The organism is Prevotella sp. AM34-19LB, from assembly GCF_003468525.1.
GTDB lineage: Bacteria > Bacteroidota > Bacteroidia > Bacteroidales > Bacteroidaceae > Prevotella.
In genome coordinates this window covers 40,827-62,469 of the sequence record NZ_QSIG01000011.1, presented here as the reverse complement: position 1 = coordinate 62,469, position 21,643 = coordinate 40,827, and the positions used below count along the sequence as shown (strand labels likewise).

Below are 21,643 nucleotides of genomic sequence, written 5' to 3'. Positions count from 1 at the left end.
GTAAGATGCAGCTAATAGACGGAAAGGCGACAGCAGCCGCCATTAAGGAACAGATTGCCCAGGAGGTGGCTCAGATTGTTGCCGCAGGAGGCAAGCAGCCACATCTGGTGGCTGTGCTGGTGGGCCACGATGGTGGCAGCGAAACCTATGTGAAGAACAAGGTGCTGGCATGCGAAAAGTGCGGATTCAAATCTACGCTGATCCGTTTTGAGGAGGATGTTACTGAGGAGGAGCTTCTGCTGTGCGTAGATAAGCTCAACAAGGATGCTGACGTGGATGGTTTCATCGTGCAGTTGCCTTTGCCGAAGCACATCGACGAGCAGAAGATTACCATGGCGATAGACTATCGCAAGGATGTGGATGGCTTCCATCCCGTGAATGTGGGTAGAATGTCGCTGGGTATGCCTAGTTTCATCTCGGCTACTCCGCTTGGAATCCTCACCCTGCTGCAGCATTATCAGATAGAAACCAGTGGTAAGAAGTGTGTTATCCTGGGCCGAAGCAACATCGTGGGCAAACCTATGGCCCAGCTGATGATGCAGAAGCAGTATGGAGATGCCACGGTTACCGTGTGCCACTCGCACTCCAAAAATCTGAAGGAGGAGTGCCGGGAGGCGGATATTATCATTGCGGCTATCGGTAAGCCTGATTTCGTGACAGCCGATATGGTGAAACCGGGAGCTGTTGTCATCGACGTGGGTACGACTCGTGTACCAGACGCCACCAGAAAAAGCGGATTCCGACTGAATGGTGACGTGAAGTTCGATGAGGTGGCTGAAAAGTGTTCTTTCATCACTCCAGTACCGGGCGGAGTGGGTCCGATGACCATCTGCTCACTGATGAAGAATACGCTTGCCGCAGGAAAAAAAGAAATTTATGGCTAGCTCTCTATACCATTGAGAGTTTAGATTAGGTTTAGTTGTTAGGTTAGGGGGCAGGCTGCTGTGAAGCATTCTACCCCTTTTTTTTATTAACTTTATACGAATTGTAAAGTCGTATCAACGCATATATATAATGTAATACAATTGAGAATCTAAAAACAAACAAAAAATAAGAAGTAATATGATGAAACCAAAGTATATACTCTTCTCGGCTGCTCTGTTGGCTATAACCCAAGCTGTGGCGCTGACTCCCGCCAGAAAGCAGGCTCAAATGCCAGCTGCCAAGAAACAAGTTAATAAGGCGACTGTATCTTTTGTAGATAAGGATGCGCCAGCCTATACCATTGTGGGCAAGGATTCTATCTGCCAGATCTTCGTGTATTCGCCAGCTCCCAACCAGGGACTGCATCTTGCTTATCTTACAGACGATGAAAGATGGGTGGATGTAGGACAGCTCTGTGCCTCAGACTTCGGACCTTGGGGCAGTGAGAAAAAGATGTATCGCCCATTCGTTCTCAAGGCAAATGATGGTACCTGGCGGGCTCTCTGGAGTGTAAACAAGACCTCACCACAGTTTGCCGTGGCTTATTCTGAAGACCTCGTAACCTGGCGACCACAGGATTATCCTATCATGAAGGAGAAGAATATCAGTGATGTGGCTGCCTATCAGATGGAAGATGGAACCTTCGACCTTTATCTGAAGACGGAGAAAGGCAAAAGATACGTTCATGCCGACAAGGATTTCCGCACCTTCGAGGAAGATTCGCTGGAAGCTGCTGCAGATGAAATCCTCTGGCAGCGCGATACGGCTACCATCAATGGTAAACTGATAGAGGGTAATGACTTCGAGATTCCGGCCATTCATCTGAACTATATCCGTGCCTGGCATAAGGCTCTGGCTGAGGAAGCAAAGGAAAACAGCCGGAAGCTGCCTAAGAATGAGGCAGATCTGAAGGCTTATATCGCTGATGTAGAGGAGAAAATCAAGAATGAGCAAGGTGAGGAGGCTGTCTTTCAGCACGCTAAAATGGTAAAGGAGGCGGATGCAGCAGATGCTTTCACGGCAAAGCTTACTGTGAATCCGAAGCAGAGCCATCGTATCAGTGACAAACTCATCGGCATCTTCTTCGAGGATATCAGCAGGGCAGCAGATGGCGGACTCTGTGCAGAACTCCTGCAGAATGGCGATTTTGAATACAATGGTGAGCGAAAAGGCTGGAATGCTGCAACTGCCTGGATGGGAATTAAGGCTTCATCATCATCTTCTTCTGCATCGTCCTCCTCTTCTGCCATCATTTCTACAGAAAATGGGGTAAGCGTGAATAATCCGCATTATGCCATCCTTTCATCTACACCTATTTATAATATAGGATGGGAGGGAATCGTCATCAAGCGTGGTGCCGCTTACGAAGTGAGTCTGTATGCCCGTTGTATCGACGGAAAGAAAAAGCAGCTTACCGCAGCGCTCGTAGATCAGGAAGGACTTCCGATAGCCCAGGCAAAGCTGAAGGTGCAGGGACCTGATTGGGCAGAATACAAGGCGCAGCTTGTCATCACAGACAAATATAAAGATGAGCTGGGCAGGGATATCCGTTTTGCCTCTTGCCTAAGGGGGAGGAAAAGATTGCCGTAGATATGGTAAGCCTGATGCCGCAGGACACCTACAAAGGTCATGGGCTGAGAAAGGATCTTGCTGAGACCATCGCTGAGCTGAAGCCCCGTTTCGTGCGTTTCCCTGGTGGATGTATGCTCCACGGACAGGGACTCGGCAACATCTATCATTGGAAGGAGAGTATCGGTGAACTGAAAGACCGAAAACCGGCTCTCAATATCTGGAACTATCACCAGACCCGTAAGCTGGGATTCTTCGAGTATTTCCAGTGGTGTGAGGATATGGGCGCTGAGCCTCTGCCTGTATTGGCTGCTGGTGTACCTTGTCAGAATTCCCAGCCTAATGCCCAGGGTATCTGCGGACAGCAGGGTGGAATCCCAATGGCAGAAATGCCAAAGTATGTGCAGGATGTTCTCGACCTGGTAGAGTGGGCGAATGGTGATCCTGCCACATCGAAGTGGGCAAAGATGAGAGCGGATGCAGGACATTCTGCTCCTTTCAATCTCAAGATGATAGGTATCGGAAACGAAGATCTGATCTCCACCGATTTCGAACAGCGCTATCTGATGATCTGCAAGGCTCTCAAGGAGAAGCATCCGGAAATTGAAGTAGTGGGTACAGTAGGTCCATTCCATTATCCGTCTTCCGACTATATTGAGGGTTGGAAGATTGCAAAGGAGAATAAAAAATGGATTGATGCGGTAGATGAGCACTATTATGAGCAGCCAGGATGGTTTATCAATCATCAGGATTACTACGATCATTACGACCGCAAGGCTCCGAAGGTGTATCTGGGCGAATATGCTGCAAATGGCAATAATGAGTTAGACCGCGCTTTGGCAGAGGGTATTCATCTCTGTAATGTGGAGCGTAACGGAGATGTCGTGGAAATGACTTCTTATGCTCCTCTGCTCTGCAAGGATGGCTATCATAACTGGAACCCGGATATGATCTACTTCGATAATTCGGAGAAAATCCGACTCACTGAGAGTTACAAGATGCAGAAGATGTTTGGTCAGCATTCCGGTGATACTTATATTGTATCTAGCCTGAACCTTCCTGCGGCTCTCAAGAAGTACGTGGGCACCAGCGTGGTAAAGGATTCCAAGACCGGTAAAACATGGCTCAAGGTGGTGAATGCCTTGCCTCGTACGTTGAAACTCCAGGTGGAAGCACAAGGAACTGGTGCTGGCAACAAGCAGGTTGAGGTAAAGGCTCGTTCTGCCGAGGTCTTTGAACTCTAACCCGTTTGTATAAGACATATATGGACCTTTATATTTTTGCACAATTGGGCAGCTTTTGTGTAGTGGCTCTAATAAATTGTAAGCAATTTAGCTTATTTTATAACAAAAATCCGCAAAAAAATGAAAGTTTTTGCGGATTTTTGTTGTTTGTTTCATAAATTCTCACTATCTTTGCAGTCAAAATTGTAAGAAGAAGGCTTGAGAGAGACCTTCTGGTAATAAAGAACAAGATAATATAAAGAGATAATAACGATATGAAACATCCATTAAGAAGTAGCGTCTGTACTGAAGGCAGAAGAATGGCAGGTGCCAGAGCACTCTGGGTAGCTGCAGGTATGAAACATGAGCAGTTTGGCAAACCTATCATCGCCATCGTGAACAGCTTCACACAATTTGTTCCGGGGCATACTCATCTTCACGAAATCGGTCAGATTGTCAAGAAGGAAATTGAAGCTATGGGTTGCTATGCAGCTGAGTTCAATACCATCGCTGTTGACGACGGTATCGCTATGGGTCACGACGGAATGCTCTATTCGCTCCCAAGTCGCGATATTATTGCTGATTCTGTGGAATATATGGTGAATGCTCACAAGGCTGATGCTATGATCTGCATTTCCAACTGTGATAAGGTTACCCCAGGTATGTTGATGGCGTCTATGCGTCTGAATATTCCTACAGTGTTCTGTTCTGGTGGTCCGATGGAGGCTGGTCGCTGGAAAGGCGAGAATGCTGACTTGATTACCGCTATGATTAAGGGTGCTGATACCAGTGTCAGCGATGAGGAAATGAAGCAGATTGAGCAGTGTGCTTGCCCTGGATGTGGTAGCTGCTCTGGTATGTTTACCGCTAACTCTATGAATTCTCTTACAGAGGCTATCGGTTTGAGTCTTCCTGGAAACGGAACCATTCTCGCTACTCACAAGAACCGCATCGAACTCTTCAAGGCTGCGGCTCGTCAGGTTGTAAAGAATGCCTACGCTTATTATGAGGATGGCGATGAGAGCGTATTGCCACGTAGCATTGCTACCCGTGATGCCTTCCTCAATGCCATGACTCTCGATATCGCAATGGGTGGTAGTACAAATACAGTGCTCCATCTCTTGGCTGTAGCTCAGGAAGCAGGTGCCGATTTCAAGATGGAAGATATCGATCAGCTCAGTCGCAAGGTTCCTTGCCTCTGCAAGTTGTCTCCTAATACTCAGAAGTATAGCGTTCAGGAATGTAACCGTGCCGGTGGTATCCTGAGTATCCTGAATGAACTTAATAAGGGTGGCCTTATCAATGGTGCTGTGAAGCGTGTGGATGGCAAGACTCTCGATGAGCAGATGAAGAAATACGATATCACAGGTGCCGAGATTGATCCAGAGGCTGACCGCATCTATCATTCTGCTCCAGGCAGAAAATTCTCTACTCAGATGGGTAGTCAGGATGCACAGTGGAGAGTCTTGATACAGATAGAGAGAATGGCTGTATCCGTGATCTCGAACATGCTTATACCAAGGATGGTGGTCTTGCAGTGCTCTTCGGTAATATCGCACAGAATGGTTGCGTAGTGAAGACCGCAGGTGTTGATTCTGTACTCTGGCATTTCGAGGGGCCTGCTGTATGCTTCGATTCTCAGGAAGATGCCTGCGAGGGTATTCTCGGTGGCAAGGTGAACTCCGGTGATTGTGTTGTCATCACGCACGAGGGTCCTAAGGGTGGTCCTGGTATGCAGGAGATGCTGTATCCAACTTCATACATCAAGAGCCGTCACCTCGGTAAGGAGTGTGCCCTCATCACTGATGGTCGATTCTCTGGAGGTACATCTGGCTTGAGTATCGGTCACATCAGCCCAGAGGCTGCTGCTGGTGGTAACATCGGCAAAATCAAGGATGGCGATATCATCGTTATCGATATTCCTAGCCGCTCTATCAATGTGAAGCTTTCCGACGAGGAACTTGCTGCTCGTCCACAGCAGCCGCTGAAGCGTAATCGTCAGGTTAGTAAGGCTTTGCGTGCATACGCACAGAGCGTAAGCTCTGCTGATAAGGGTGGTGTAAGAATCATTGACTAATCCTTTCCTGGTTTCCCAGGCAAGAAGGTTTGTCTTTGACAACAAAGAAAATAAAGTTTTTGAATTATTCAGAATAAGATATAGATAAATGGCAAAAGAAGTAATAACAGGAGCTGAAGCATTGATGCGCTCCCTGCATAACGAAGGGGTTAAGACCATCTTCGGTTACCCAGGTGGTAGCATCATGCCAGTGTTTGATGCACTGTATGGTTACACGAGAGGAGAGAAGAAGATGTTCGATCACATCTTGGTTCGTCACGAGCAGGCTGCTGCTCACGCTGCACAGGCTACGCCCGAGTCAGCGGCGAAGTGGGTGTTACTCTCGTTACTAGTGGTCCTGGAGCAACTAATACGCTCACCGGTATTGCGGATGCCATGATGGATTCTACACCTATCGTGGTCATCGCCGGACAGGTAGGTGTGGGTGCTTTGGGTACTGATGCCTTTCAGGAGGTTGACCTGGTGGGCGTTACCCAGCCTATCTCTAAGTGGTCTTATCAGATTCGCCGTCCTGAGGATGTGGCATGGGCTGTAAGCCGTGCCTTCTTCATCGCTCGTAGCGGTCGTCCGGGACCTGTGGTACTCGACTTTACCAAGAACGCCCAGATTGCTACTTGTGAGTGGGAACCGGTGAAATGTGAGAAGGTTACATCTTATAATCCATATCCGAAGATTGATGAAAAGGCTGTAGCTGAAGCTGCTGAACTCATCAATCAGGCAAAGCGCCCTTTCGCTCTCGTCGGTCATGGCGTAGAACTGGGTGGTGCTCATAATGAACTGGTTGAATTCCTGGAGAAGGCTGATATCCCGGCTGGTCGTACCCTGCTCGGTCTCTCAGCTCTTCCTAGCAACCATCCGCTTAATATGGGTATGCTCGGTATGCATGGTTCTTATGCTACCAATATGAAGACTCAGGAGTGTGACGTGCTCATAGCCATCGGCATGCGATTCAGCGACCGTATCACGGGCGTTCCTTCTAAATATGCTAAGCAGGCTAAGATTATCCATCTTGATATTGATAAGTCGGAAATCGATAAAGTCATCAAGACTGATGTGGCTGTGATTGGCGATTGCAAGCAGACGTTGCCTGCCATCACCCGTCTCTTGAACAAGAATGTCCATCGCGAGTGGAGAGATTCCTTCGAGGAATATCGCAAGCAGGAGCAGGAGAAGGTTATCGAGAAGGATATTCATCCTACTGAAGGCCCTCTGCTGATGGGTGAGGTGACCAATGTGGTGACTGAAGCTACCAATAATGAGGCTGTTCTCGTGAACGACGTAGGTCAGAACCAGATGATCAGTAGCCGCTATTTCAAGTTTACCAAGAAACTGAGTATTGTTACCAGTGGTGGTTTCGGAACCATGGGCTTCGGTCTTCCTGCTGCTATCGGTGCAACGTTCGGCGCACCAGACCGTACCATCTGCTGTTTCTTCGGTGATGGCGGTTTTCAGATGAATATTCAGGAACTGGGTACCATTATGGAGCAGCAGGCACCAGTGAAGATGATTCTCTTGAACAATAACTATCTGGGCAATGTACGCCAGTGGCAGGATTTGATGTTTGAGGGACGTCGCTCTTTCACCCACATGCTGAACCCTCGTTATGAGGAAATTGCCAAGGCTTACGGCATTCCTTACGATGTGGTAATCGACCGCAAGGATCTGAAGGCGAAGGTTGAGAAGATGGTCAGCACCAAGGGCCCTTACCTTTTGGAATGCGCCATTAAGGAAGATGAGGATATTGTTCCTATGACTCTGCCGGGAAAGAGTGTGGATGAAATGCTGCTTGAGCTCCACTATTAATGGCTTTCGGCTATATATATAATAAGGTGTAACCATACATTTTAAACAATAGAAATAAAATGGAGAATAACAACGATAAGAAATTATATACATTGCTTGTCTATTCTGAGAATATTGCAGGTATTCTGAATCAGATTACCGCTGTATTTACAAGAAGACAGGTAAATATCGAGAGCTTGAATGTGTCGGCTAGCAGTATCAAGAACATCCACAAATATACCATCACGGTATGGAGTGATGCTGAGCAGATTGAGAAAATCAACAAGGCAATAGAGAAGAAAATTGATGTGGTGAAGAGTGATTATTATGCAGATGATCAGATTTTCATCCACGAGGTAGCACTCTACAAGATTTCTACTCCTATCCTCTTGGAGAATCCTGAGGTTTCCCGTACTATCCGCAAGCACGATGCCCGTATGATGGAGGTGAATCCTACCTACAGTACTGTGCTCTTGGCGGGGCTTACTGAGGATATCGCTGATCTTTTCCATCAGCTCAACAGTTTCGATTGTCTTTTGCAGTACAGTAGAAGTGGTAGAATTGCCGTTACAAGAAGCTTCGATGAGCCTATCTCTGATTATCTGAAAAAGAATTCAGAAGAATAGTCTCGGACAGGAATTCTGAAAGAATATATTGATTCTGGAACAAACAGATTTAAACGAGGAAAATCCCTTTGCTTACCTGGTTGGAAGACCAAGAGCAGAGGGATTTTTTAGTTTCTTGTATGTAATAAAGATATAGGTGGCTTCGTTATATATATAATAAGGTATAAAACAATAAATCAAAAACCGAAGAATATGAAACAGGAATTATTAGATAAGGTAGGTTGCTACGAGTTTCTGGCAGAACCTTTCCATTGCGATTTTGCAAGTCGTCTGTTTATGGGGCATTTGGGAAATCATCTTCTGAATGCTGCCGATTTCCATAGTAACGATCGTGGTTATGGAATGAACTATCTGATGCCCCGACACAAAACCTGGGTCTTGAGTCGTCTCGCTATCGAGATGCAGGAAATGCCAAAGTCTTATGATAAGTTTTATGTAGAGACCTGGGTAGAGAGTGCGATGAAGTACTTCACTAGCCGAAACTTTAAGATCTGTGCATCAGTTTCGGATGGTTCTGAAGCTGAGAAGGTATATGGCTATGGTAAAAGTGTCTGGGCGATGATTGATACAGAGACCCGTCAGCCAGTGGATATTTTCAGTATCCATGATGGACTTATCAAGGAATATATAGAAACAGAGAAACCTTGTCCTATTGCAGCCAGCTCTCGTGTCAAGATGGGTAAGGATGCAGAATTGGTACGTACTATTCATACCTATTATAATGATGTGGATGTAAATGGCCATATTAATTCTGTGAAATATATCGAGCATGTACTCGATCTTTTTGACCTGGATTATTATAAGACTCATTTTTTACAGCGCTTCGAAATCGCATACGTAGCAGAGAGTCATCAGGCGATCAGCTGAATTTCTATGTAGAGAAGGTGGGTGATGGGGGAAAAACAGAAAAAGAAGCTTCTGTTAACGAACCTCAAAAAATGGAAGAATTTTGCATAAAAATAACAAAAATAAGCCAAAATAGCGATATTGAGGTGGAAGTTGTAAGAAGTAAGGTGAAATTTATGAAAAAATGAAAGAAAAATTTGGTGGTTTCATAGAAATTCATTACCTTTGCACTCGAAATAAAAAATAAACCCAGTGCCGCTTCCTCGTGTAGGTGGTGGACGGATCAAACAGGCTCTCTTTGGATAAGAATACAGCTCGCATCCGTATGGACAAGTATAACCCGCGGCTCCACAATAGGCAAGCCGCACAAAAATTAAGTTACAATTATGGCAGAAATGAATTTCGGTGGCGTAATGGAAACTGTTGTCACTAGTCATGAATTTTCATTGGAGAAAGCACGTGAAGTATTGAAGAACGAAACTATCGCAGTTATCGGTTACGGTATCCAGGGTCCTGGTCAGGCTTGCAACCTTCGCGATAATGGTTTCAACGTCATCGTCGGACAGCGTCAGGGTAAGACCTACGAGAAATGTTTGAAGGATGGCTGGGTACCAGGCAAGACTTTGTTCTCTATCGAGGAAGCTGCTGAGAAGGGTACTATCATCTGTATGTTGCTTTCTGATGCCGGTCAGATTGCTTGCTGGCCAAAAATTAAGCCACACCTCACAGCAGGTAAGACTTTGTATTATTCACATGGTTTCGCTATCAACTGGAGCGATCGCACAGGCGTTGTTCCACCTAAGGATATTGATGTTATTATGGTTGCACCTAAGGGTTCTGGTACTTCTCTCCGCACTATGTTCTGCGAGGGTCGTGGCTTGAACTGTTCTTACGCTGTTTACCAGGATGCATCTGGCAAGGCAGAGGAAAAGACTATTGCATTCGGTATCGGTATCGGTGCAGGTTATCTGTTCAAGACTACATTCCAGCGTGAGGCTACTTCTGACCTTACTGGTGAGCGTGGTTCTTTGATGGGTGCTATCGAGGGTCTCTTGGAGGCTCAGTACGATGTACTCCGTGAGAACGGTCACTCTCCATCTGAGGCATTCAACGAGACTGTTGAGGAGTTGACTCAGAGCCTTGGCCCTCTCTTCGGTGCTAAGGGTATGGATTGGATGTATGCTAACTGTTCTACAACAGCTCAGCGTGGTGCTCTTGATTGGGCTCCTCGTTTCCGTGAGGCTATCAAGCCTGTTATGGAATGGTTGTATTACTCTGTTAAGACTGGTAATGAGGCTCAGATTTCTATCGACAAGAACTCTCAGGCTGATTACCGTGAGAAGTTGAACGCAGAACTCGAGGCTATGCGCAACAAGGAGATGTGGCAGGCTGGTGTTACTGTACGTAAGCTTCGTCCTGAGAATAATTAATTTTTTTCTCGTACATAATGTTATAAAGGGAGCGGTCCGCGATGGGTCGCTCCCTTTTACGTATATGATAAAGCCGAAAGGAGGTTGCTTTTCCAATCATCCTTTCGGCTTTCAATCATCCTTTTATCTTTTCAATCATCCTTTCGTTTTTCTATGACTTTGAGGTCTTCTATGATGATTTCTTCTTCTGCAATCTTTCTGCGGAATTCCTTTTCTTTCTCTTCCGTTTCCTTCGCCAGGCAAACATCACACTGCTGGCATTTCGTTTCATTATGTTCACCAAAATAGGCGAGCAACTGGCGTGAGCGGCATATCTCATCATTTTTGGCATATTGCAGCATGCTTTGAATACGCTTCATATATTGCTCTCTTCGGCCTTCCCATACCTCTTGCGGAATCTGTACCTTGTTGCCATCTACTCGGTCGCGTGTATAGCTGATGAAAGGTATCTTGCGGCGGGGGATGAATTTGATGATGTGGCGGGCTGCCAGGTTCTTTAATGCAAAATATACCTGCTGGATGTTTAATTCCGCCTGGCGGGCAATAAGATGCTCGTCTATGAAGGTAAGATTCACAAACAGACTGCCGTAGCTGCGCAGTAATGCTGTGATGACCGCCTCCTGTGTAGGAGGAAGCTGATCGAGTATGTAAAGTTCGTTTCTGCCCAGGAGAAACATAACGCGGGCTTTACCGTCTGGATCGTCCTCGTAGTGCAGATAGCCGCTTCGTTCAAGAATCCTGAGTGCCGAATCTACTTTGGTGGGGAAAAACTTGTAGGTGATGCAGAATTTATCGATGTCAAACTCGAAGGTCTTGCCACATCCGCTACCTACACCTATCTGGTAGAAGTAGGCAAGATGTTCGTAAACGTCCTGTATCATTTCTTTAGGTGGAAAGGTATCATCTATTCGTTTCTTGAGTTTCGACTCGTCGCTTCTGTCAAAAAGCAGTACTGCATAGGATTTCTCCCCATCTCTTCCGGCACGTCCAGCCTCCTGGAAGTAAGCCTCAAGTGAATCGGGACAGTCTATGTGAATCACCATCCTCACATCGGGTTTGTCTATTCCCATTCCAAAGGCGTTTGTGGCGCACATCACCCTTACTTCGTCTGCCTGCCAGGCTTTCTGTCGCACATCCTTCTCATCAGGAGCGAGTCCGGCGTGATAAAAGGTGGCGGAAATACCTTTCTTAGACAATAGTTCAGCCATTTCCTTGGTGCGTTTTCTACTTCGGGCATAGACTATGGCTGAGCCTTTCACGCTTTGCAGGATATGCACCATTTCACCCTGCTTATTGGAAGTGTTGCGTACAACATAAGCGAGGTTCTTGCGTTCGAAGCTCATCTTAAACACATTCTTTTCTGCAAAATGGAGTCTTTCCTGTATATCATCCACTACTTCTGGAGTCGCAGTCGCTGTAAGAGCAAGGATAGGTACCTGGGGAATCATTTCCCTGATTTTGGCTATCTGCAGGTAAGAAGGGCGGAAATCGTAGCCCCATTGGCTGATACAATGGGCTTCATCTACTGTGATGAAACTTACATGGATGTGTTTGAGCTTGGTCTGAAAGAGTTCTGATGCGAGTCGTTCTGGTGAAACGTAGAGAATCTTTACGCCCCCGAAGATACAGTTGTCGAGCGTCTGAAGAATTTCGTTTCTCGATTTGTCTGCATAGATGGCATCAGCCAGTATACCTCGTTCTCTAAGATGCTGTACCTGGTCTTTCATCAGGGCGATGAGAGGGGTGATGACGATACATACACCTTCCTTGACCAAGGCAGGCACCTGGAATGTGATGGATTTGCCGCCACCTGTCGGCATAAGACCGAGGGTATCCCGTCCGCAGGCAATGCTTTCGATGATATTGCGTTGAATGCCTCGGAAATCAGGATACCCCCAATACTTTTGCAGAATAAGTTGAAATTGATCTGCCATTTTTTCTTAGTCATTTGGCCTGATAGCCTCTATTTGAAGTTGGACTTGATTCTTCTTGAAAATATTGTCCTCAATGGTGTATGCAATGTCGAAACTGCGGCGGCTTTTGATGTATCGGGCTGCCGCGCTTTGCCCGAAGGCAATTCCGTTCATTACGGTACTCGACTTAGAATCTACCAGTTCAAGTTTGATATGCTCTTGCTCTCTGCCCACCACCTTGCTGGTGCCGTAATCATATACGTTCTGCGTGCAGAATACGGGTTTGCTATTGCATGGACCAAAAGGTGAGAACTTCTTTAAATCTGAGTGCAGCTGCTTCGTTATGTCCTTGAAGTCTATCATCGCATCTATGTTGAGCATCGCTTCCGTCTGTTCGGGAGCGATATGTTCTGCCACGTACTGGTGGAATCTGTCTCTAAACTCCTTCACGTTTTCCCATTTCATCGTAAGTCCGCAGGCATAGGTGTGACCTCCAAAGTTGATAAGCAGGTCGCGGCAACTCTTGATGGCAGAATATACATCGAATCCTGTAACGCTGCGAGCCGAACCTGTTGCAAGGTCTCCGTCACGGGTCAATACTACGGTAGGACGGAAGTAGATTTCCGTAAGTCGGGATGCAACGATGCCGATGACTCCCTTTTTCCAACCTTCATCATAGAGTACGATGCTGGAGTTGTGTTTCTGTGTCTCCAGTCGTGACACGATTAGATTGGCTTCTTCTGTCATCTGCTTGTCTATATCCTTGCGCTGCTCGTTGTACTCATTGATGTGCTTTGCCATTTTCAGAGCCTGACCGAAGTCTCGCTCTACCAGCAGATCTACGCTTTCCTTACCGTTCTCCATACGTCCTGATGCATTGATGCGTGGTCCTAGCTTGAAGACGATGTCACTCATAGACAGCTCTCTTCCGTTGAGTCCGCAGATATCGATAATCGCCTTGAGTCCAATACTTGGATTGGTATTGAGAAGTTTGAGTCCGTGGAAGGCAAGGATTCGGTTTTCATCCACTACAGGCACTATGTCGGCAGCAATGCTCACGGCACAGAAGTCGAGTAATGGGATGAGGCGTGAGAAAGGAATGTTGTTGTTCTTGGCAAAAGCCTGCATAAACTTGAATCCTACGCCACAACCGCAGAGATGTTTGAATGGGAACGGATCATCCGGGCGTTTGGGGTTAAGTATGGCCACAGCTGGTGGCATCACGTCGTCAGGGACATGATGGTCGCAGATGATGAAATCTATGCCAAGACTCTTGGCATATTCTATCTCCTGGATAGCTTTGATGCCGCAATCCAGGATAATGATGAGTTTTACACCTGTTTCGTGCGCAAAGTCTATTCCCTTTTTGCTTACTCCATAGCCTTCGTCGTATCGGTCTGGTATGTAGTAATCAATGTTGGAATAAAACTGTTGCAGAAACTTGTACACCAATGCTACAGCCGTGCATCCATCCACATCATAGTCTCCATAGACCAGGATGCGCTCCTTTCTTCCCATAGCATCGTTGAGGCGATCAACAGCGATATCCATATCCTTCATCAGGAATGGATTGATGAGATCAGACAGCTGGGGGCGGAAAAACCGCTTGGCTGCAGATTCTGTCGTAATGCCTCTATGGATGAGAAGCTTGGCTAGGATAGGGCTGATACTGAGTTTGTCGGCTAGTTCTTTAGCCGATTTCTCCAGCTCTGGTGTCGGTTCTTCGTAATTCCATTTAAAATGCATTTTAATTATTTTTTATTTCTGCCCCCAAAGTTACGAAAATAAAGTGACAATCGAAAATGTTTATGAAGTATTTTATTTAAAAATACCTAGATTTAAGTAAAAATAATACTTGCAGGTAAACAAAAAGGCAGCAAACTCTACTGTTTGCTGCCTTTGGTTATGTTTATTTTGAATAAATTAGATGCCGAGCTTCTTGCGGATATCCTTAGGAATGGCATTCTTGTTTACCATGAAGTCCATTGTCTTGTAAGCTACGAAAGCCTTGGTCATATACCATGTTCCCTTGTAGTCACCATACTCACCCCATGAGTTCTTTACCATATAGTACTCCTTGCCGTTCTGGTCCTTAGCGATACCATAGATGTGCATACCATGGTCATCTGTAGTCTCCCAGTTGTCGAAAGCTTCCTGGCGCATAGCCTGAGTAGGAACAACTTCTGGTGCGTTTACACCAAGTGAATCGAACTTCTCCTTCTTCTCGTCCTTAGAGAGTTTGAACCAGTGGTCTGCGTCTGTACCTGCCATAGAACGAACCTTCTTGACGTCGTATGCGATACCGAGACCCTTACGAGTGAAACCGTCCTCTGTTACGTCGCCACCCCAAGCTACAGTGTAGCCATTGTTGATAGCGTTGTCGATGATCTTGCAAAGGTCATCCATTGGTACGTTGTAGCTCAAAGGCCAACGCCAGTTGTCCTGTACCTCAACAGCAAACTTGCTCCACATTGGGTGGTGAGTGTAGCTGGTGATGGTAACATAATCATCGAGGTTCAAGCCGAGGCTCTGGCAGAATGACTGTGGAGTATACTGCTTGCCCTGGTATGTGAACTTCTCTGGAGTCTTGCCGATATATGAGTCGATGATACCCTGAAGACCGCTCTTCCAGGCAGAAGAAATCTTCTTTGCATTGCTCTTGGCTACAGCCTCTACGTATGGAGTCATTACGTCGAAGAATTCACCGAAGTTAGCGAGTGAGTCGCCTGTCAAAGTACCAGGAGCTGGCATTGCGCCCTCCGGTACGATTCCGTAGTGCTGCAAAGCATAAAGTACATCGTATGCGCTACCGCCCTGAGAGAAGCTTACGTCACCGTGCATTCTTACAGCCAAAGTGGCGCGGTCCATATAAGTCTTGTTAGCTACGAACATCTCGCTGAGGTCGTAGGTTTTACCTGTATGCTTCAGAATCTCGCTTTCGAAGTAGCTGAGTGTAGAGTAAGCCCAGCACGTACCGCTGCGGTTCTGGTCCTTGATGCTTGTAATAGGATTCTGTTTCACTACAGTGAATACAGGCTTGTTCTTTGCAATAGTTGCAGAATCAGTTGCTGATTTCGCATTTGCGCCAGTGGCAACCATGGCCAACATAGCTGCAACGATCATTGATTTCTTCATGAAATTTTTCTCTTAAATTAATAATGTTATTCTATACTTATATCTCTCTATGAAGAATCCTCAAGTATTGAAAACCTTGAGGGTTCTTCGTTCATTTGCTTGAATGGATTTTTCTATTTAAAGAATCTCTCCTCTGTGGGCAGCCATATACTCCTCTACATCCTTTGGATGGTAAGGTATACGGTCGGTTCCGAGGAATCGGCAACCATCCTTGGTGATGAGTACATCATCCTCGATGCGGATACCTCCGAAGTCTTTGTAGGTCTCAATCTTATCGAAGTTGAGGAACTCTGCACAATGACCTGAAGCTTTCCATTCGTCGATGAGAGCTGGAATGAAGTAAACACCTGGCTCATCTGTTACTACGAAGCCTTCTTCAAGGCGACGGCCCATACGCAGGCAGTTTGTACCAAACTGTTCCAGGTTAGGGCGAACTTCATCATCAAAGCCAACGTTTATCTGGTCGAGGTTCTCCATATCGTGAACATCCATACCCATCATGTGTCCCAATCCGTGAGGCAGGAACATAGCGTGGGCACCAGCACGTACAGCCTCTTCTGTATCACCTTTGGCAAGACCTAACTCTTTCATACGGTCGAAGAGCAAGCGGCATACGGCAAAGTGGACATCAGCCCACTTCACACCTGGCTTTGCAACTTCCAGAGCGTAGTCGTGACAAGCCTCTACGATAGAGTAGATTTCCAGTTGGCGCTGGCTGAACTTACCGCTGACTGGCATTGTACGAGTATGGTCTGAACAGTAATTGTTCATAGTCTCTGCACCTGCATCACAAAGTGCCAGTCTTCCTTTCTCGAGCAGATTCATAGATGGATAACCATGCTGAATCTCTCCATGCTGGCTGAAGATAGTAGGGAAACTAACCATTGCTCCATAAGAGTGAGCAATTCCGCTTACCTGTCCTGCTACATATTTTTCTGTGATTCCGGGGCGGACGAGCTTCATAGCAGTAGTGTGCATCTTATATCCGATAACAGAAGCACGCTCCAATTCCTCAATTTCCTCAGGAGTCTTGGTAGAACGCATCTTGACAACCGCCTTGATGAGATCCATGCTGGCTTCCTCTTTCTGCTGGTTTGGATGAATTCCAAGGAGGTCAAATACCTGAAGCTTGATATCATAGCGGTAAGGTGGCAAGAAGTGAATCTTGCGTTTCTTCGCCATAGCATCATTGCAGATGGTCTTCAGACTCTTCATTGGTGCAGAATTATGTACGCCCACCTGCTCTGCGAGATTGTGGACGCTATCTACGCTTCCGTACCATACGATATCTACCAAGTCGATATCATCACCGATTAAAGTTTCGATGTCGTTATCTATGTCAATTACACCAACCAAACCGTCTCGCTGCAAACCGAAATAGTACAGGAATGTTGAGTCCTGGCGGAATGGGTAATATCCGTTATTAGGGAAATTACAAGGTGAATTGTTGTTTCCGAAAAGAATGATGACGCCGCTTTTGACGAGCTTCTTAAGCTCTTGTCTGCGGCTGATATAAGTGTCCTTGCTAAACATATTTTTAGAATTTTACTTTATTTTGCTGCAAAGTTAGCAATTATTTCGCAAAAATGTATTATCTTTGCAATCAAAAATAGAAAAAACTAGCGAATTTATAAATAATTAATATAAAAATGCTCTTTTTGAGGGACAAAATGTAAGAAAATGAGTTTTCTCAGAGTGCAAATCGTTAGTAATGCAGAGAGTGATAATCTGTAAGAGTATGAATCTTGATTAGTGTAATGCAATCAAAAAACAGTGGAAGAATAAAGGTTATGAAGTTGAATTTGGAAAAAACTGGTTTGGTCTTGGAAGGTGGAGGTATGCGTGGCGTCTTTACCAGTGGCGTACTTGATGCTTTTATGAAGCATGATGTTTATTTCCCATATACGGTGGCGGTGTCGGCAGGTGCATGTAATGGTATGTCGTACATCAGTCGCCAGCCGCGTCGTGCCCGTATCTCAAATATCGATTATTTGGCGAGGTATCAGTATATCGGCATCCGACATCTGGTAACGCAAGGGTGTATTTTCGACCGTGAGTTGCTTTACGATAAGTTTCCGAATCTGTTGCTTCCTTACGATTTTGATACCTATTTTAAATATGCCGACCGATTCGAGATGGTTACCACGAATTGTCTTACGGGCAAGCCTATGTATCTTTCGGAAAATCATGATCGGCAGCGTGCCCTCGATATTGTACGGGCTTCCAGCAGTTTGCCATACGTGAGTAAAATCGTGGATGTGGATGGTATCCCAATGCTCGATGGTGGAATATCAGACAGTATTCCCGTGATGAGAGCTATAGACAAAGGTTATGAGCACAATGTGGTTGTCTTGACCCGCAACAAAGGTTGGAGAGATACTGGCAAAGATAGAAAGCTACCTTATTTATATAAGAACTATCCGCGCCTGCGAGTGGTCTTGAGTCATCGGCATAAGGTTTATAATGAGCAGATTCAACTGATTGATGATTTGGAGGCTGCTGGCAAAATAACTTGTATCCGTCCGATTCGTCCAATGGAAGTAGGGCGCATAGAAAAGGATACGGATAAATTAGAGCGTCTCTATGAAGAAGGATTTATGCTGGGAGAAAAGTTTTGTGAGAAATTCCTATGATGAAGTTTGCGTCATAGATTCCTAGTTTGAAATTCTCATTATAAAACAGCCTGTTCTCAAAACAAAAAGTCGTGTTTTGAGAACAGGCTATTCTTGTATATATGTTCACCTTATATATACTCCCCTTAATATATGTACTTATCTTTTATATATGCCCATCCTGCAGATTGGCTTCTGCCTATTAGCCTATTATTCTTTAAGCAAGTCGGGTCTTAATCGCTTGGTTCGTTCCATTGCCTGGTCAAATTCCCACTGGCGGATTTTTGCTTCATTGCCGCTAAGCAGGATTTCAGGAACCTTCCAACCCTTGTAGTCTGAAGGACGGGTGTAGATAGGAGCAGAAAGAATGTCGTCTTGGAAGCAGTCGGAGAGGGCACTCTGTTCATCGCTGATGACTCCTGGTACGAGGCGGATTACCGCATCTGAAATAATAGCTGCTGCCAGTTCGCCGCCCGTGAGCACATAATCACCTACGCTGATTTCTCTGGTAATAAGATGGTCGCGCACGCGCTGGTCGATTCCCTTGTAGTGACCGCAGAGGATGATGAGGTTTCCACCCAGCGACATTTCGTTGGCTATCTTCTGGTTGAAGGTCTCGCCATCCGGAGATACATAGATGACGTCATCGTAGTCACGCTCTGCCTTCAGGGCAGTGATGCATCGGTCTATTGGTTCGCATTGCATCACCATTCCGGCGCTTCCTCCGTATGGATAGTCGTCCACTCGTTTCCATTTATCTAATGTATAGTCGCGCAAGTTGTGGAGATGGATCTCTGCGAGGCCCTTCTTCTGCGCACGTGCCAGGATGGATTCATTGAAGAATCCCTCCAGCATCTCTGGTAATACTGTAATAATGTCTATTCTCATAACATCTGCAAAGATAATAAATAATGTGTATAGCGCCAAATGTTTTATCGTTTTTCTTTTTCTTCTGCGATTGTTTTCTGATTTTCTTCTGCTTTTACTATTGTTTTCTTGCTTTTCTGATGTTTTTACTTTGAATTCTTTATTTATAGTGGAAAAACAGCAATCTTTCGTATAAATATGCAACAAATTCATCAAGAATCAAGAAAAATGCTAGCAAAATGATAAATTTTCAATAAAATGTGCTACTATTTGCAGAAAAAGTCGTATATTTGCAAACAAAAAAGTTCGGTAGTGCGTATTATGCTGTTGTATGGTGTGCGCACACGAATGTATAGTTAATCAAATAATTAGTGAATAAGATGATACTGGACATTGAAATGCTGAGAAGCTTTTATGCTTCGTATTCGGAAAGTGTAAAACAGGCTAAGGCTACTGTGAAACGACCTCTCACTTATGCCGAGAAGGTGCTTTTTGCGCATCTTTTCGACCCTGCTGAGTTGCGCCCATATAAAAGAGGTATAGAATATGTGGATTTCCGACCTAACCGCGTGGCGATGCAGGATGCTACCGCTCAGATGGCGCTCTTGCAGTTTATGAACGCAGGTAAGGATAAAGTGGCTGTTCCTGCTTCAGTACATTGCGATCACTTGATTCGTGCAGACGTGGGTGCTACTCAAGACCTTCCTGAAGCATGTAAGACCAACAAGGAGGTATATGATTTCTTGAAGTCGGTATCTCAGAAATATCACATCGGGTTCTGGGGACCAGGAGCTGGTATCATCCACCAGGTGGTACTCGAGAACTATGCCTTCCCAGGCGGTATGATGGTGGGTACAGATTCCCATACTCCAAATGCCGGTGGTCTCGGTATGGTAGCTGTGGGTGTCGGTGGCGCTGATGCCGTGGATGTACTTACAGGTCAGCCTTGGGAACTCAAGATGCCTCGCCTCATCGGTGTGCATCTCACGGGTAAGCTCTCTGGCTGGGCTACTCCAAAGGATGTGATTCTCGAAATCTTGGGCATTCTCACTGTGAAGGGTGGTACCAATGCCATCCTCGAATACTTTGGCGATGGCCTCGACGGCATCTCTACCACGGGTAAGGCTACCATCTGTAACATGGGTGCAGAGCTGGGTGCTACCTGCTCTATCTTCCCATTCGACCAGAATGCCAGCGAATATCTCCGCAAGACGGGTCGTGAGGAGATTGCTTCTCTTGCCCAGAAGAACGCTGCCGAACTTCGTGCTGATGACGAGGTGCTTGCCAATCCATCTGCCTTCTACGACCAGATTGTAGAAATCGACCTCTCTAAGGTCGAGCCACATCTCAATGGTCCGTTTACTCCAGATGCGGCAACCCCTATCTCTCACATGAAGGCGAAGGGTCCTGCTAATGATTATCCTATGGTGGTAGAAGTTGGATTGGTAGGAAGCTGTACCAACTCTTCCTATCAGGATTTGGCCCGTGCGGCAAGTGTGGCACGCCAGGCTTACGAGAAGGGCATCCAGGTAAAGGGACAGCTCATCATCAACCCTGGTTCTGAGCAGATTCGCTATACTGCCGAGCGTGATGGTATCCTCGATGACTTCAAGAAGATTGGTGCCTTGATCATGACCAATGCCTGCGGCCCTTGCATCGGACAGTGGAAGCGTCACACTGATGACAACACCCGCAAGAATGCCATCGTTACCTCTTTCAATAGAAACTTCCGCCGTCGTGCTGATGGCAACCCTAATACATTTGCCTTCATCGGTAGCCCTGAGCTCACCGTGGCACTCACCATTGCCGGCCGCCTGGATTTCAATCCAGCCACCGATACCTTATTAGATAAGGATGGCAATAGCGTGAAGCTCGATGCGCCTGCTGGTTTCACCTTCCCTCCTAAGGGATTTGCTGTAGAAGACAAGGGCTTCATCGCTCCTAGCGAAGCAAATGCTAATATTGAGGTGGTAATTGCTCCAGATAGCAACCGCCTGCAGAAATTGGCTCCATTCGCTCCTTGGGATGGAAAGGACCTGGTAGATATGCCTCTCCTCATCAAGACCGAGGGCAAGTGTACCACCGACCATATCTCAATGGCTGGTCCATGGTTGAAGTTCCGCGGACATCTTCAGAATATCTCTGATAACCTGCTGATGGGTGCCGTCAACGCCTTCAATGGCGAGAGCAACAAGGTGAAGAACCAGTTGGATGGCAAGTATGTGGAGGTTTCTACCGCAGCCAAGGCTTACAAGGCGCAGGGCATCAGCAGCATCGTGGTGGCTGAGGATAACTACGGTGAAGGCTCATCTCGTGAGCATGCAGCCATGGAGCCTCGTTTCCTGAACGTGAAGGTGATTCTTGCCAAGAGTTTCGCCCGTATCCACGAAACCAACCTGAAGAAGCAGGGTATGCTCGCCCTTACATTCTGCAATAAGGATGATTATAATAAGGTACAGGAAGACGACCGCATCTCACTCACCGGTTTGAAGGAGTTTGCTCCAGGTTCTAAACTCACCGTCACCTTGAAGCACAAGGATGGATCTGAGGATAGTTTCGAGGTAGAGCATACTTATAATGATACACAGATTGCATGGTTCAAGGCTGGTTCTGCATTGAACTTTGCAGCTAAAAAGTAA

Annotated in this window: 10 protein-coding genes and 4 pseudogenes; 9 read left to right on the top strand and 5 right to left on the bottom strand. The window is 46.1% G+C overall.

The window, feature by feature from the left end:
• The first annotated feature begins 5 nt into the window (after positions 1-5).
• From folD to ilvC, 7 genes and pseudogenes are all read left to right on the top strand, one after another.
• The gene (folD, locus tag DW830_RS05175; RefSeq protein ID WP_119249140.1) at positions 6-884 is read left to right on the top strand and encodes a bifunctional methylenetetrahydrofolate dehydrogenase/methenyltetrahydrofolate cyclohydrolase FolD; all 879 of its coding nucleotides are present in this window, start codon (positions 6-8) and stop codon (positions 882-884) included.
• 268 nt (positions 885-1,152) lie between these two features.
• Positions 1,153-3,737, top strand: a pseudogene (locus DW830_RS17280) (alpha-L-arabinofuranosidase C-terminal domain-containing protein).
• A 254-nt stretch (positions 3,738-3,991) separates the two neighbouring features.
• A pseudogene (gene ilvD, locus DW830_RS05165) lies at positions 3,992-5,793 on the top strand (dihydroxy-acid dehydratase).
• 88 nt (positions 5,794-5,881) lie between these two features.
• Positions 5,882-7,596 (top strand): annotated as a pseudogene (gene ilvB / locus DW830_RS05160) (biosynthetic-type acetolactate synthase large subunit).
• A gap of 59 nt (positions 7,597-7,655) precedes the next feature.
• Positions 7,656-8,201 carry an acetolactate synthase small subunit gene (gene ilvN, locus DW830_RS05155; RefSeq protein WP_089543562.1) on the top strand — a complete coding sequence of 182 codons (546 nt, stop codon included), beginning with the start codon at positions 7,656-7,658 and terminating at the stop codon, positions 8,199-8,201.
• A 192-nt stretch (positions 8,202-8,393) separates the two neighbouring features.
• Positions 8,394-9,235 (top strand): annotated as a pseudogene (locus tag DW830_RS05150) (acyl-[acyl-carrier-protein] thioesterase).
• A 198-nt stretch (positions 9,236-9,433) separates the two neighbouring features.
• Positions 9,434-10,477 carry a ketol-acid reductoisomerase gene (ilvC, locus tag DW830_RS05145; protein ID WP_089543564.1) on the top strand — a complete coding sequence of 348 codons (1,044 nt, stop codon included), beginning with the start codon at positions 9,434-9,436 and terminating at the stop codon, positions 10,475-10,477.
• 131 nt (positions 10,478-10,608) lie between these two features.
• Here ilvC and DW830_RS05140 read toward each other — a convergent pair whose 3' ends face one another.
• The 4 genes from DW830_RS05140 to DW830_RS05125 form a co-directional block, all read right to left on the bottom strand.
• A complete protein-coding gene (locus tag DW830_RS05140) occupies positions 10,609-12,411 on the bottom strand; it encodes an ATP-dependent DNA helicase RecQ (RefSeq protein WP_119249139.1) in 1,803 nt (600 codons plus the stop codon).
• Between the two features lie 6 nt (positions 12,412-12,417).
• A complete protein-coding gene (gene recJ / locus DW830_RS05135) occupies positions 12,418-14,136 on the bottom strand; it encodes a single-stranded-DNA-specific exonuclease RecJ (RefSeq protein ID WP_119249138.1) in 1,719 nt (572 codons plus the stop codon).
• 177 nt (positions 14,137-14,313) lie between these two features.
• A complete protein-coding gene (locus tag DW830_RS05130; protein ID WP_119249137.1) occupies positions 14,314-15,525 on the bottom strand; it encodes an aminopeptidase C in 1,212 nt (403 codons plus the stop codon).
• 117 nt (positions 15,526-15,642) lie between these two features.
• Positions 15,643-17,058 carry an aminopeptidase P family protein gene (locus tag DW830_RS05125; RefSeq protein WP_119249136.1) on the bottom strand — a complete coding sequence of 472 codons (1,416 nt, stop codon included), beginning with the start codon at positions 17,056-17,058 and terminating at the stop codon, positions 15,643-15,645.
• Positions 17,059-17,315: 257 nt separating this feature from the next.
• Here DW830_RS05125 and DW830_RS05120 point away from each other — a divergent pair, with 257 nt between their 5' ends.
• A complete protein-coding gene (locus tag DW830_RS05120) occupies positions 17,316-18,158 on the top strand; it encodes a patatin family protein (protein WP_119249135.1) in 843 nt (280 codons plus the stop codon).
• Positions 18,159-18,347: 189 nt separating this feature from the next.
• Here DW830_RS05120 and trmD read toward each other — a convergent pair whose 3' ends face one another.
• A complete protein-coding gene (trmD, locus tag DW830_RS05115; RefSeq protein ID WP_089543570.1) occupies positions 18,348-19,025 on the bottom strand; it encodes a tRNA (guanosine(37)-N1)-methyltransferase TrmD in 678 nt (225 codons plus the stop codon).
• Between the two features lie 359 nt (positions 19,026-19,384).
• Here trmD and DW830_RS05110 point away from each other — a divergent pair, with 359 nt between their 5' ends.
• On the top strand, positions 19,385-21,643 hold the full coding sequence (locus DW830_RS05110) for an aconitate hydratase (RefSeq protein ID WP_119249134.1): 2,259 nt from the start codon (positions 19,385-19,387) through the stop codon (positions 21,641-21,643).